Origin of the sequence: Bengtsoniella intestinalis, from assembly GCF_039719005.1 — a bacterium.
Lineage (GTDB): Bacteria > Bacillota > Clostridia > Oscillospirales > Oscillospiraceae > Oscillibacter > Oscillibacter intestinalis.
The window spans coordinates 1,742,712-1,756,538 of sequence record NZ_CP133584.1 but is presented as its reverse complement, the minus strand read 5'-3'; the positions used below and the strand labels follow the sequence as shown (position 1 = coordinate 1,756,538).

Here is a 13,827-nt window from a genome sequence, read left to right as displayed (position 1 = left end):
CATTTGTATTATAATAGATAAAAAACCTAGGAGGACTTTATCATGCCTAACGAATTAGAGCTGTTTGAAAATAAGCAAATCCGCACTGCATGGGATGCAACAGCGGAAAAATGGTATTTTTCTGTGGTTGATGTGGTTGGTGCCTTGACAGAACAGAATACCGCCAAAGCAGCCAGCACATATTGGGCTGTATTGAAAAAACGTCTCAAGGACGAAGGTGGAAGTGAGTTGCTTACAAATTGTAAGCAACTGAAACTGAAAGCAGCCGACGGGAAACGATACAATACCGATGTGGCGGACACGGAACAAATCCTGCGCATCATCCAATCCATTCCATCTCCCAAAGCAGAACCTATGAAAATGTGGCTGGCTCGTGTTGGCGCAGAGCGAATTGATGAAACCATTGACCCAGAGCTATCTATCGACCGTGCTGTAGAGACCTATGCCAAGAAAGGTTACTCCAAGGAATGGATTGCCCAACGGCTGTTGAATATCAAAATCCGTAATAATCTCACCGACGAATGGGATCAACGTGGAGTAAAAAAAGGTGCGGAATATGCCATTTTAACTGACGAAATCACAAAGGCCTGGTCAGGTGTCACCACACGGCAATACAAAGCTATGAAGGGGCTCAAAAAAGAAAATCTTCGTGATAACATGAGCGATTTGGAGCTGGTTTTGACCATGTTGGCTGAAGCCACCACCACCGAATTATCTAAAACCATGCAACCTGCCACCTTTGCTGAAAACAAGCAGGTTGCCCAAAGTGGTGGTAGCGTGGCAGGCAATGCACGGCGAGAAATCGAAACCAAAACAGGAAAACCTGTTCTGACCGCTGACAATGCCACCACTCTATCTCAACTGGTGGCCGACATTGTAACCAGTGACTTTGGTGAAGGTACAGAAAAAAAGTGAGCCACAATTTGTGTCAACGCCGTTGACACAAATACAATAAAATCAAATCCCAAAAAGGACAGAGTTACTACATCTTCGGATGTGGTGGCTCTTTTCTTTTGCCCAAATGAAGGAGGAACCCACATGAATCAACTCGCACCCCCCAGTCATATCCACGCAGGTACAAACCCTTTCGACCCGTCCGCCACTGCACGATTACGCCGTGCAAATCTCATTGACGAAAACAGCGAAGCCAATGTAAAAGCCATTTCAACACTGGCTTCAAGCTTTGCCGCCTTTTTGTACGATGACATCTGCGACAGCTGTGATTCCTGTGACTGCATCACTGCCATCAAAGAAACCTTGCTCAATGCCCAAGCCAGTGGGCTCCCCAAACGAAAATTATTTTTGCACATCTGTCTGCAATATGACACGCTCCACAAACCGTTGCCAGATGTGATGTGGTGGATGGCTGGCAACGATGGCGTGGTAGCCGCTTTTGTGGATGCTTATATCGCCAAATTTATTATCTGCTGTGCAGATATGGAACAGGAGGTCTCCAATGATGAGTCATAAATTATTGAAAGAGCAACACCTACCCAAGCAAATATACCTGTATTCCCAAGATGCCCCTGCTTTTTACCGTTTTTTGTCCCAGCTACCCACTGTGTCTTTGTCAACTTAAAAATACACAAAAAGGGCGCGTAAAAGTGCATAGGGTCAGCGTTGGGGAATAACATTAGCGAGAAAAAACTTAAAAAATTGCTGAAAAATGTCGAAAACGGAAGTGGGCTTCCTGTTATTTGCTAAATTCTTCTTGTATAATGAAAACAAGAAGGAGGTGTGCACAATGGCTAGAAATGAACTTGGCGTTGCTTTAAAAGGGTTCCGTATAGAACAAGGGATGACGCAGGAAATGGTAGAGGGTCGCAGTGGAATTTCTGTTAGAACAATTCGGGATGCAGAGCGAGGAAGCAAAGATACAAAAATGAGTACACTTCAAACATTGGGCAATGTATATGGCATGGAACTGGGGTTTTACCCAAAAACCTTTCAGATGGAGAGGGGTGAGTTGCAATGGGTAGCGTAGACATTGCAGAAATTTACAGCCTGCTTTACTCCTTAGGCATCACCGCCAACTATCGAGGTTTTTTCCATACCAGCTACGCCGTCTATCTCGTCATACAAAATCCAGAAAGGCTGCTCCTCATCACCAAGTGGCTGTACCCAGAGGTAGCCAAACACTATAAAACCACTTGGCAATGCGTTGAGCGCAACATTCGCACAATCACAGAGCTTATTTGGATACACAATCGAATTTTGTTAGAGCAGATGGCGCACCATCCTATGGAGAAAAAACCTAGGAATGGTGCTTTTTTGTCCCTTCTAGCCTCAACGCTCACGTTGCCTGGACATGGATTGTGTCAAGCGGTAGCTCTCCCCAGAGAAGATGACTATGTGCGAATGGTGTACCAAGCGGTCAATGAGAGCTGCCGTCAAGCGGTTATCCCCAAAGACTGTATTCCATTGAGAGAATTCCAGATTGGATGTAATGATGAGGCTTTTCCGCTCATAACAGTCGGCAATCACTTGGAATAACAGCTCTGCTGCCGCTTTGTGCAACGGTACAAAACCAATTTCATCAATGACCATTAACTGCACCTTTTTTAGCGTAGATAAGAAACTGTTCAAGGTGCCCTTGTTGTTCTTTTCCAATAAAATATTGGCAAGAGATGCAGCTGTAAAGAAGCGAACAGGCCGTCCTTCTTGGCAGGCGTTCAACGCCAGAGCTGTGGCAAGATGGGTCTTGCCTGTCCCAACGGCGCCCATAAAAATAAGGTTTTCCTTGGGTGCCAAAAATTGCAAATCTTCCATATACTCTCGTGTTAGTCCAACTGGCAGTGCTATTTCATTGCGCCAAGTGAAGTCATCCAAGGTTTTTAGCACCCCAAATCCTGCACTTTTTACCATGCGGTTAATGCGGTTTATTTCTCGTTCTCGCAACTCCAGTTGTAATAAATCGGTTAGATATTGCTCATTATTTCGGTATTCCACACTTGTCCACTCTTTTGCCAAACCACCTAATTTCAAGGTTTTCATGTATTGCTCAACCATGTAAATCACCTCCTATCAATCCGTCGTAAGCGCTCAAATTTGGCGTGTAATGTAGGTCAGGCGTGGTAATATCCAAAGTCAACGGCTCTGGTCGGTGTTCCTTTTTGGCAATCATGTAGTAGCATTGGCGGACACTATCCGCATCGGTGCGGCCATTCTCATGCGCCAACTCTAGCACTTCGTCGCAAAAGGTGGCGTTGCCATCTTGGACGATTTCATCCAGTAATTGTAGCGCACTTTTTCGTGCCTGTCCTTGGGCTTGGTGGAGATGCTGTTGCCAAAGAGGTGGCATTTGGTTGAAGAATCGAGTGTGAGATACCCCGCCAGGCTTTCTGCATAAAACGCCAACATACTGTTTCCAATCATAGTACTCTTGGTGTGTTTCATAACTTCTTTTATAACTTCCAACTAAGGTATGGTCATGGTAAAATTCAATGCAGTCATAATAAATTTTCGCTTGCACAATCTCTCGACTCAGCGCTGGTGACAGACCATACTTATTGGTGTCAATGGTGACAAAGCCATATTTATTCACCGCCAAGCTTTCGTAACGGAACACCGAAAAAGGGTGCTCTGGCAGGGGTAGTAGCGCCTCACGATCTGCTTCCCACAGTTCCTGTATCTCAATCTGATGCTTGTAATGGAGACGCTGTGCATCCTGCTCGCACCAGTCGAAAAGCTGTTCGTTGAAGGTATCGAAGGAGGTAATGGTCGGCACAGGAACAAAGGCGTTTCTGCGGCTATATCCCACTTTATTCTCCACGTTGCCTTTCTCGTTGCCAGCGGCAGGATTGCAGAATTCAGCCTTAAATCGGTAATGCAGCATGAATCGGGTGAATCCATCGGTCAGCACTCGTTCACCATGGTCTAGGACCTTCACCACGGCGGTAGACATATTGTCGAAGCGGATGACGGGTGGCACGCCACCCATGTGCTCAAAAATCTGCTTCATGCCTTCTAGCAAGCATTCTTGGTTTTGGGCTGGGAAATCTTGGGTGTATCCCTTGTTGGAATTGGGGAAGGACAGGGTTAGGGCGTAGCCTGTCCGCACTTTGGATGAGGCGTCGTTGTAGATGTGCTCGCCAAAATCCACTTGCCCACTGCCGTGGGGATGCGCCAGAGGCAGATAACCATCGGTTTGGCTGCTCATGGCGAATTTCTTCTTGCGCACATAACGCTTTACGCTGGAGTAGCTACCGAGGAATTTTTCTTCATCTCGTAAACGGCAATAGATTCGCCAAATTGTGTGTCGTTGCTTGCGTGGAATTTTGGTGTCATCCTCTAACCATTGGTCTATGATAGGGATGAAATCCCCTAAAATTGGATAGCTTTCTGCTTGAATGTTGGGTAGATGCTCATCGTTCCAGTCGTCTTTATGGGCGTACTTGCGCACCGTGCGATAATTGAGTCCTGTGATTTTTGCGATTTCATTGAGACTTTTCTCTTGGTTTTCGTACAAATCTTTGATATAATTCTTTTGAGCCATTCTTATCACCTTTCCGCTACCTCCTTAGTTCTAGACAAACTAATGGTAGCTCTTTTTTGAGGTGCTGACAATGGCTCTTTTTTTACGAGCCCAACCTATGCACTTTTCGCGCCCTTTTTCGGTACTTTTATTTTAGTGGAAACAACCCACTGAATTGCAATGTAAACTCGTGACAAAATTAGGCGAACTCAAATACAGACTACATGGCAGTTTACATGAACCTTATTTCAAGTTTTTCACCGATCGGCGATACAAAGGGCTCATTGAACTGCGAATTAAGAGCAAGGTCCTTGTTCGGGTCATTTTCATGCAGAAAGGAAATGACTATATCATCTTGAGTTATTTTATCAAGCAATGTCCTCGTGATACTGTAACTGCACTGGAAAGAGCTGATAGAGTACGAAAAAAGCTAGATAAAACGCCCCATGCACTAACCACATTGGTTCCAGGCGAGTCATATGACAACCCACATTCATGATGTTGTATTTGAATGTATTTCCACATCATCTTTAGACTGTGGTTGCAAAATATGAAATGAAAAAAGGAGAACATTGTATGAAACCGATTCCCATCATCCTCGCAACATTGGGCGCAGTGGCGCTCATTGTAATTTTGAAAAAGGAAAGGACTATTCCCACATGAAAAAAGCCATCATTGCACTGGCCACCATGCTCGCCTTAAGTGGTACAGCCATGGCCGCAGAAATCCCCACGGACGTGACCGTCCAAAATCTCAACGGCACCCAGCAGTATATCCAGACTTACACCGTCACTCCAGACCAAGACCCCTACGAATTGATCTCCGACTCCTTTGACTATGAGGGCTACACTTACACCTATGCCACCATTATCAAAGAAGAACTACGCACCGAAGATGCCGTAAAACAGACCGAAGTGGTTGTAGTGGAGTCTGACAGCAAGGATTTAGAGGCTGTGTTGGCGTTGCTATCCCCCACCATCGACTACGCAGCTAACGGCTACGCAGGAACATTGTCATTAGACCACACTTCTATTGTCACCGAGGCCGCTGGCTACACCAGCAAAAGCTATACCGTCAGCGAGACCAAAGAAATTGGCAACTTGCCCACCAATGATATGTCTTATGTGCCCAGCACCACCATCAAGGACGGAAAAACCCTCAGTTTAGCTGGCGTCACATGGCAGGTGCAAGCGACATCTCTTGTTGGCGATGCACTGGTGCCCTCTCAGTACATGGCGGTTGCTACTTACACCGCAAAATCCTCTTACAGTGCTGCCACTGGATATTTGACCACGGCAACATACGAGGGTGAGGTAATTCGCGACCAAGTGGATAGCATCACCTACACCATCACCTATGTAGGTGAAGAAGTTTCGCCAGAGTCTAGCAACGAAAGCACACTGGGGCAAACCGTTTTGAACACCTTGCAAAATCCATTTGTCATTGTCGGAATCATCGCTGTCATTCTTGTTGTTGCACTGGCTGTTTTTCTCCTGCGCCGCAGAAATCTCAGACTGGCAGAGGAACAAGAACTGACTGACCAGGAAAGCGAGGACGAAGTCCATGAAAGCTAATCGCTTACAACGTTTTGTTGTGGCAGGTCTGGCATTGGCAATGCTTCTAGCCATACCAGTTGGCGCCATTGACTATCAGATAGCTGGTGTAGCGCAAGCCGACTTTTACTCTAGCACCCTTTATGAGGATATCTATGGCGCTGAATATCAATATGGTGGTGTAAATGTATCAGACTTTGACATATCTACCATGACTTACGGCTCCATCAGTGCTACTAGCACTGGGGTGTTAGACAAGGCCACTTCAAGCTTTGGCATTTCCTATGCCAGCACATCTTTCGCCACCATCACCACCAGCAGTAGCTATAGCTATTCTTATGACTACACATATACAACCCCAACCTATACCACCACAGTCCAAACAACCCAATTCACCGATGCTGATGATATTCTTCGTAGCAATGGCACCTTGGGCACCCTCTCCATTCCTGCCATTGATGTGTATGCCAGCGTGAAGCCCAACGAAACCATGTCTAATAGCGTGGGGCATATTTCTTCCACCTCTGCGTGGAATGGAAATGTAGGTATTTGCGGGCACAACCGCGGCAGCTCTGTGGTCATTGGTGACATCAAAGATTTGGAGCTAGGCGACAAAATTGTGTACACCACAGACCTTGGCACACGGACTTATGGCGTTATTTCCGTATCCATGATTTCCAACACCGATTGGAGTGATTTGACCGCCACATCCGACAATAGAATCACTTTAATTACTTGTGTCGAAAATGACTCAAATTATCGTTGGTGTGTCATTGCGACGGAATTATAAAGCTAAAAAGTTGTAACATCAAAGTAGTGGCATACGCATATAAAATAAACCTTTGACAAGGACTTCCTTACGGTTTATGCTGTGGCTACAAACAACTTTGAAAGGAGATTTTTTTATGTTTTATATGGGCTCTATTTATGGTGTGTTGCGGAAGGTGCAATCAGGTATTACATTTGGCGCTGGTGTACTTGTGGGTATGAACTTATCCATTGCAGGCTATGTCTACGCAACAGAAGTCATGGCCACCCTCTCCACCCAACCCATCTTCGTAGATGGCGAACAAGTAGAGATGACAGCGTACTCTATCAACGGCAACAACTATGTGAAGCTTAGGGACGTTGGCGAGGCAGTGGGGTTCAATGTCAGCTGGAACTACGATGAAAGTCGAGTGGACATCGACAGTACAAGTCCTTACATCGCTGACGACTTGGGTGAAGTGGCACCAGCTACCACCAATACCACGGTGGAAGAAATGCTCACCGTCACCCAAACTTCTAGCACTGCTGCCAAAGACAAGTACACCATTTCCATCGACAACACCACCTATTCCGATTGCTTGGCCAACGGTGAAGCCATCACCGAAACCAACATTCTAGCTGTGATTGACGAAATCCTAGACATCTTCCCCGATGGCACTTCTTGGGGTGACGGCACAAACGGTGACTTTTATGTGTACCGAAATGGTGGTGGGTGCAATAGTTTTGCATGGATGTGCCGTGATTTGCTCTATGGCACCGCCTGCTCGCCAGTCACCACCCACACCGACCTATCCCTTGCCAAAGCTGGTGATATTGTCTATCTGAAAAATAATAGCACAGGCAACGGCCACTGGATTGTGGTGGCGGGACAAAGCGTCCAAACTGTCACTTCTGGCACCTACTATATGCTTGACTATATTGACGGCAATGTAGGCGGAAAAACAGGTGACGCATCCACCAACATTCAAAGCTTTGAATACAACTATCCAGATACCATCATTTATTCCTATTATTAAGCAAAAGAAGTCTAATCCTTCGGGATTGGGCTTCTTTTCTTATCCAAATTCAAACCAAAGGAGAAATCTTATGACCCAAATCAAGCAACATTCTCATCGTTTGATGGCATGGTTTCTGACATTCGCCCTTGTATTAGGGTTAATGCCATCCATGCAACTGACGGCACTGGCGGCATCCACGGAGCCAACCAATGTGAAGGTTACATTCAATGAAGCCAGCGACACGCTGGGCTCCTACTCGTCTCCCTCTTTGGGGTACTCTATCAATGTCCGCAATATTTCCACCACTTACACCTATGATGGTGAAAGTGTCACCAGCTTTGCCATGTGCCTTGACCACGGTAATGAGCTGTCTAGTAGCACGGTCTATTCGCTAGACAGCGTGGTTTCCAACTATGCGGTGGCACCGTTCTACATCTATATGCTATACGCTGACCGTAACTGGGGGTGGGATGCGGATTTGCTGAAAATCACCCACGCTTGGGTGTCTGCTGCCGTTTGGATGGCAGAAGCAGGGGTGCTCACCGACCCCACCAACACGACCCAGATTGAAAAGTTGGTAGAGGAACGGATTGCCGTCCAAAACCAATTTTGGTCTGGTGATGGCACCGATTACGAAGATTACCGAGACTCCATTCGTTCTGATTTGAATTCCATTGTTGCCAATTATAACGCTGGGGTTTACGGAGACTGGACGCTGTACCGATACAGCCCCAACAACAATGCCATGCAGTCATTGTTGATTGCTGAAGAAAACACCACAACAGAAGATACATATCCTGTCTATGTGCAACTGAATAAAACGGATGAATCAGGTTTAGCACTGGCCAACGCAGAATTTGATGTGTATTATAATGGAGCGTATCAAACTACTTTTAGTACCAATGCCAGTGGCTACGGCGTATCAAGCGAAATTAGAATCAACGAAACCTCTGCTACCTTGACCGTGGTGGAAACCAAAGCACCATCAGGGTATTCGCTGTCTGGGCAGACTTACACCGTACAGGTAGACAGCAGTACCAACAGCACAGCCGCTACTGCGGCGTGGGTCAATGGTGGTACCGCTATTACCAATAGCAAAATCGAAATCCCCACCGAGTATATCATCCTCAAACTGGACGAAGCCACTGGGGAACCTCTATCTGGTGCCACCTTCCGTTTGAAAGAAGTTGAAAGTAGCCTAACCTACGACCTTGTGACCAACGAGGACGGTGTGATTGAACTCCAGTGGCTCGATAGCTCCGAGGACAACTACATCGAAGTGGGCACCTACACCATCACCGAAACTTCTCCCCCTACTGGCTACGAACTGTCCGATGCACCTGTTGAAACCATCACCTTTGAGCGCATTTGGAACACCGACACAGAGCAGTGGGAACAAAACAATGCTGGGCAATTTGTCTATGAAAATCCCAAGAAAAACACCATTAAATTCACTAAGATTGATGAGGGCGGTAGTGTTATCAATGGTGGCACCTTTGAAATTTACAAAGACGGCACTTTAATTGCCACCGAAACTGCAGGCACCATCATTCTCGATGATTTGGAAACGGGCTACTACATCTTTAAAGAGGTTGCCGCCCCCAGTGGATATGTCATGTCTAACAATCCTTACGTCGGCGTGTATGTGGATGTGGAGGACACCTCCATCGACACCTATTATCTGTCCATGATCAACTACACCTATCCAGACATTCAGATTCGCAAGTCCGACCCCACTGGTTTGGGGCTGTCTGGTGCTATTTTTGACGTCAAACTCGACAGCACCAGTATCGGGCAAGTCACCACAAATTCCATCGGCGTGGCGACTATCAGCTATGCCCAGTATGGCGCCTTTTTGAACAGCAGCAATAACAGTTGGACTGTCACTGTGACGGAAGTACAGGCCCCAGAGGGCTATTTGATGAGTGACACCAACGTAGTCACTGCTGAAATCCAAAAAGGACAAACGCTTTCCACCATTGAGTTTGTCAATGACCCCATTCCAGAAATCCAAATTGCGAAAATTGACTCTGCTACTGGCCTACCCTTGGCTGGCGCAGAATTTGCGGTCTATATTGACGGCGTGCAGATTGGCACCTATTACTCTGACAACGACGGCATTGTTTCTTTGAATTATAACGACTATGGAAATCATCTTGATTTGACCGCCAACAGCTGGGTGATTAAAGTCATCGAAACAGCTGCGCCGTCTGGGTATAGCGTCAGCGATGTTTACGAACAGGAGTTAACAGTCGTCCGTGGGCAGACCGTGGCATCCTATGTTTTTGGAAATTACAGCTACCCCCAGATTGAGATTTACAAGTCTGACGAGGACACCAATCGTGCGTTGGCTGGCTCGTTATTCAAAGTCAGCATTGACACACAGGTGATGGGTTACTTCACCACTGGCTCCGATGGCAAAATCCTCATTTCTTACGCTGATTACTACGAATATTTGGGTGTCACTGCCGATAATGAATGGGTCGTTGAAGTAGAAGAAATCCGTGCCCCATCGGGTTATTTGCTCAATGCTAATAACGTCCAGACGGCAGTGTTAAATCGCAACCAAGGGCTAGTCAGCTTTGAGTTTTCCAATTACGAAGCCCCCACCATCCAGATTGAAAAACTGGACTCTAGCAACGATAACCAACCTATCGCTGGTGCTGTGTTTGAAGTGCGGATTGATACCGCTTCTTTGGGCTCTTTCGTAACTGACGAAAATGGATTGATTACACTGACCTACGAGGACTATGGCATTTATCTTGACCAGAGTAAAACCAGTTGGACAGTGACAGCCACAGAGCTGTCCGCCCCCGATGGCTACTTGATGAGCGATATTACCTCCTTGTCAAACGAGATGATTTTGGGGCAGAAACTTTGCTCCTTTACCTTTACCAATGCGGCCTATCCAGCTATCATCGTCGAAAAGCGCAGCTCCACCACCAACGAATTGCTAGAGGGAGCCACCTTCAGCGTGACCATTGATGCCACTTATGTGGGTAGCTTTACCACCGACGAAAACGGTCAATTTACGATTACCTACGACCAGTATGGTGGCTATCTTGGCAATGCGGACAACGATGGTTGGACTGTCTACGTCACCGAGACCCAATCACCAGACGGATACCATGATGCAGAAATCGACACCCAGCAAGCCCAAATGTATTACGGGCAGTCGCTGACGCCCTTTGTGTTCATCAACGTGCCACGTTCTGACCTGTTAATCACCAAAGCTGACAGCCTCGATGGTACCCCTCTGGAGGGTGTGACATTTGAAGTCAAGCGAGATACCACCAGTATTGGCACATTCAAAACGGATGCCAACGGCGAAATCTTGATTGAAGATTTGGAAGTTGGCACATACACTGTTACTGAGGTGGACACTATCTATGGGTATGTGTTAAATGACACTCCCCAGACGGTAGAAGTCGCTATGGATGATAACATCTTCCTCTACACTCTCGACTTTGAGAATGACCGCCAGCCAACACTAACTGTCAATAAAATCGACAGCATTACTGGCGATCCCATTCTGGGCGCACTGTTCTCTGTCACCTATCAGTCCAGCAAGACAACCACTGGCGAAGAACAAAACCTTGGTACCTATTATACGGATGCAAATGGTCAATTTGAGTTGTTAGCTTTGGATGAAGGGTGGTATACGGTCACGGAACTAGAGCCAGCCGATGGCTACTCCCTCAAAGAGCCACTGACACAAGAACTTTATTTAGGCGGCAATGAAAACGCAACCATGACCTTTGAAAACATCCCCCTAAGTGCTCTCGTTATCAAAAAGGTAGATGCCACCACAGGTGAAGTGTTGCAGGGTGCCACATTCCAAGTACGCTATCTTGCGGGCACTTCTGGAACAGGTGGCACCATCATTGGTAACTACACCACATCTTCTAACGGTACAATCGTAATTACTGGCCTCGAAGCTGGCACCTATGTCGTTGAAGAAACCAAGGCACCCGATGGCTATATCATGGACATCACCATTGAAACAGTCTATCTGTCTGGAAATGACCAAGATGTGGTGAGCATCGAATTTGCCAACCAGCCCGACAGCGGCCTCATCATCACCAAACTGGATAGCTCTACTGGCGAGCCACTGGCTGATGCCGTATTCAAAGTGACCACTGATGATGGCACCGTGGTTGGCAACGGAAACGGCTATTACACCACCGATGCAACAGGCACAATCCATATCCCCAATCTGGCTACGGATACCTATGTGGTGCAGGAAGTCACCGCACCAGATGGCTATGTGCTGGACGGCACACCTCAAACAATTAAGTTGATTTACGGTGAGACCCACAATTTGACGTTCTACAATGACCCCACTGGTGGATTGATTATCCAGAAACTAGACAGCGTGACTGGCGAAGCCCTGTCTGGTGCGGTGTTCAAAGTAACCACTAGCAATGGCAGCTACGTTGCAAATTACGGCGGTACTGTTTCCAGCAACGGCCTCTACACCACCGATGCCTACGGACAAATCCATATCATAGACCTTGACCCAGATACCTACATCGTCACTGAGGTAACAGCCCCAGATGGGTATGTGCTTGATTCCACCTCCCAAACCGTCCGCATTTATGAAGACGACACCCAAACTTTAACCTTTGAAAACACCCCCATCGGTGGGCTGACTATCATCAAAACGGATGAGGACGACGGCGACCGCATTAAGGGTGTGGAGTTTGAAGTGCGAAAGATGAATGGCGAACTCATCGGCTATTACACCACCAACTCAAACGGCACCATCTATATTTCTGAGCTGGATAGTGGCTGGTACACAGTAACTGAAACCAAAGCGGCCAGTGGCTATATTCTCGACACCACCCCATACAATGTTGAGGTAACGGATGGCGAGACAGCCACCCTGAAAATCACTAACCACAAGGAGTCCAACATCGTCATCCGCAAGGTGGATGCTGACACCGGCGAAGGCTTGTACGGCGCTATTTTTGTGCTCTATGACAGCAACGACAATCCCATCGGTGAGTATATGAGTGACCACCGTGGTTATGTCTACATCGACGGTGTGGACGATGGGCGGTACAAGCTCCGTGAGATTGAAGCCCCTGAAGGCTATATCCGTGATGACGAGTACAAAACCATCTATGTCCGTTACGGTAGCAGCTCTGAGGTCACATGGGAAAACACCGCCATTCTTGGGCAGATTCAAATCACCAAATACTCTAGTGAGTACAACCAAGTGACTGGTGCCGCAGCAGGCACGGCACTGTCTGGTGCTACCTATGAAATCTCCAACTACAAGAGTGGCACCGTGGTGGGCTACATCACCACCGATGCCCGTGGCGTGGCGGCCTCTGACCCCCTGCCCCTTGGTCGTTATATCATTAAGGAAGTGTCTGCGCCTGCGTACTATCAGCTCTCTAGCGAAACCTTCGATGTGACACTGGAATACGAGGGACAAATCATCAAGTTGGCGGCCTACAATAGTAGCGCCACCCTAGACGTGTCCATCACCAAGACTGGTATCTCGGAGGTGCTGGCAGGGGCCACCATGAGCTACAATTTCACTGTTGCCAATACTTCCAATGTGGCACTGGATAACTTCTACTGGCACGACCGCATTCCTACGGATGTGACCACTGCAACTACCCTCACCACTGGCACCTACAATCAATTTATGTACTATCAGGTACTCTACAAGACCAATTACAATGACTACCGTGTGCTGGCCAGTAATCTGCTCACCACCAACAATTACAGCTTCGCCCTCAATACCATCCCCCTGATGAGCGGTGAGGTTGTAACGGACATTTACTTCGATTTTGGGACTGTCCCCGCTGGCTTCCAATCAGTGACACAGCCCACGTTGTCTGTATCGGTCAACCCCAATACGGTGACAGGTTACAACATCATCAATCGTGCAGATGTGGGAGGGCAATACAATGGCACATGGATTTCTCGTGAAGCCTACTGGATTACCATTGTCCGCAATCTATACCCTGTGGTGACATTGCCCCAGACAGGCTACTAAGCAAAAAAGGTCTGTTTCAGA

General features: G+C 47.2%; 10 protein-coding genes and 1 pseudogene. 9 read left to right on the top strand and 2 right to left on the bottom strand.

Going from position 1 to position 13,827, the window contains the following annotated elements; genetic code table 11:
* The first annotated feature begins 42 nt into the window (after nucleotides 1-42).
* From RFF05_RS08535 to RFF05_RS08520, 4 genes and pseudogenes are all read left to right on the top strand, one after another.
* Complete coding sequence (locus RFF05_RS08535) at nucleotides 43-915, top strand: BRO family protein (RefSeq protein ID WP_409969925.1); 873 nt, start codon at nucleotides 43-45, stop codon at nucleotides 913-915.
* A 123-nt stretch (nucleotides 916-1,038) separates the two neighbouring features.
* Nucleotides 1,039-1,470: a hypothetical protein gene (locus RFF05_RS08530; protein WP_409969924.1), complete on the top strand. Its 432-nt coding sequence runs from the start codon at nucleotides 1,039-1,041 to the stop codon at nucleotides 1,468-1,470.
* Between the two features lie 274 nt (nucleotides 1,471-1,744).
* On the top strand, nucleotides 1,745-1,984 hold the full coding sequence (locus RFF05_RS08525; protein WP_409967229.1) for a helix-turn-helix domain-containing protein: 240 nt from the start codon (nucleotides 1,745-1,747) through the stop codon (nucleotides 1,982-1,984).
* Nucleotides 1,972-2,232: pseudogene (locus tag RFF05_RS08520) on the top strand (sporulation initiation factor Spo0A C-terminal domain-containing protein); the annotation flags it as partial. The gene RFF05_RS08525 and the pseudogene RFF05_RS08520, both read left to right, overlap by 13 nt.
* Before the next feature lie 54 nt (nucleotides 2,233-2,286).
* Here the strand turns inward: RFF05_RS08520 and istB are convergent.
* On the bottom strand, nucleotides 2,287-3,009 hold the full coding sequence (istB, locus tag RFF05_RS08515) for an IS21-like element helper ATPase IstB (protein ID WP_409967230.1): 723 nt from the start codon (nucleotides 3,007-3,009) through the stop codon (nucleotides 2,287-2,289).
* A complete protein-coding gene (gene istA / locus RFF05_RS08510) occupies nucleotides 3,002-4,495 on the bottom strand; it encodes an IS21 family transposase (RefSeq protein ID WP_409967410.1) in 1,494 nt (497 codons plus the stop codon). The genes istB and istA overlap by 8 nt, the downstream gene beginning before the upstream one ends.
* Before the next feature lie 154 nt (nucleotides 4,496-4,649).
* Between istA and RFF05_RS08505 the strand changes: the two genes are divergently transcribed.
* The 5 genes from RFF05_RS08505 to RFF05_RS08485 all read left to right on the top strand — a co-directional run bounded on the left by RFF05_RS08505 (nucleotide 4,650) and on the right by RFF05_RS08485 (nucleotide 13,806).
* Nucleotides 4,650-4,973, top strand: a complete 324-nt coding sequence (locus tag RFF05_RS08505) for a hypothetical protein (protein ID WP_409969923.1) — start codon at nucleotides 4,650-4,652, stop codon at nucleotides 4,971-4,973.
* Between the two features lie 73 nt (nucleotides 4,974-5,046).
* Nucleotides 5,047-6,048 carry a hypothetical protein gene (locus RFF05_RS08500; protein ID WP_409969922.1) on the top strand — a complete coding sequence of 334 codons (1,002 nt, stop codon included), beginning with the start codon at nucleotides 5,047-5,049 and terminating at the stop codon, nucleotides 6,046-6,048.
* A complete protein-coding gene (locus tag RFF05_RS08495) occupies nucleotides 6,038-6,817 on the top strand; it encodes a sortase (protein ID WP_409969921.1) in 780 nt (259 codons plus the stop codon). Before RFF05_RS08500 ends, RFF05_RS08495 begins: the two co-directional genes overlap by 11 nt.
* 115 nt (nucleotides 6,818-6,932) lie before the next feature.
* On the top strand, nucleotides 6,933-7,811 hold the full coding sequence (locus RFF05_RS08490) for a stalk domain-containing protein (RefSeq protein WP_409969920.1): 879 nt from the start codon (nucleotides 6,933-6,935) through the stop codon (nucleotides 7,809-7,811).
* Nucleotides 7,812-7,881: 70 nt separating this feature from the next.
* Nucleotides 7,882-13,806 (top strand): SpaA isopeptide-forming pilin-related protein, encoded by a 5,925-nt coding sequence (locus RFF05_RS08485; RefSeq protein WP_409969919.1) that lies wholly within the window; start codon nucleotides 7,882-7,884, stop codon nucleotides 13,804-13,806.
* Nucleotides 13,807-13,827: the final 21 nt, after the last annotated feature.

Bases quoted from the DNA above. Each gene is read 5' to 3' on its own strand.
- istB (WP_409967230.1), bottom strand. From the start codon at position 3,009: ATGGTTGAGCAATACATGAAAACCTTGAAATTAGGTGGTTTGGCAAAA.
- RFF05_RS08490 (WP_409969920.1), top strand. From the start codon at position 6,933: ATGTTTTATATGGGCTCTATTTATGGTGTGTTGCGGAAGGTGCAATCA.
- RFF05_RS08530 (WP_409969924.1), top strand. From the start codon at position 1,039: ATGAATCAACTCGCACCCCCCAGTCATATCCACGCAGGTACAAACCCT.
- RFF05_RS08525 (WP_409967229.1), top strand. From the start codon at position 1,745: ATGGCTAGAAATGAACTTGGCGTTGCTTTAAAAGGGTTCCGTATAGAA.
- istA (WP_409967410.1), bottom strand. From the start codon at position 4,495: ATGGCTCAAAAGAATTATATCAAAGATTTGTACGAAAACCAAGAGAAA.
- RFF05_RS08495 (WP_409969921.1), top strand. From the start codon at position 6,038: ATGAAAGCTAATCGCTTACAACGTTTTGTTGTGGCAGGTCTGGCATTG.
- RFF05_RS08485 (WP_409969919.1), top strand. From the start codon at position 7,882: ATGACCCAAATCAAGCAACATTCTCATCGTTTGATGGCATGGTTTCTG.
- RFF05_RS08535 (WP_409969925.1), top strand. From the start codon at position 43: ATGCCTAACGAATTAGAGCTGTTTGAAAATAAGCAAATCCGCACTGCA.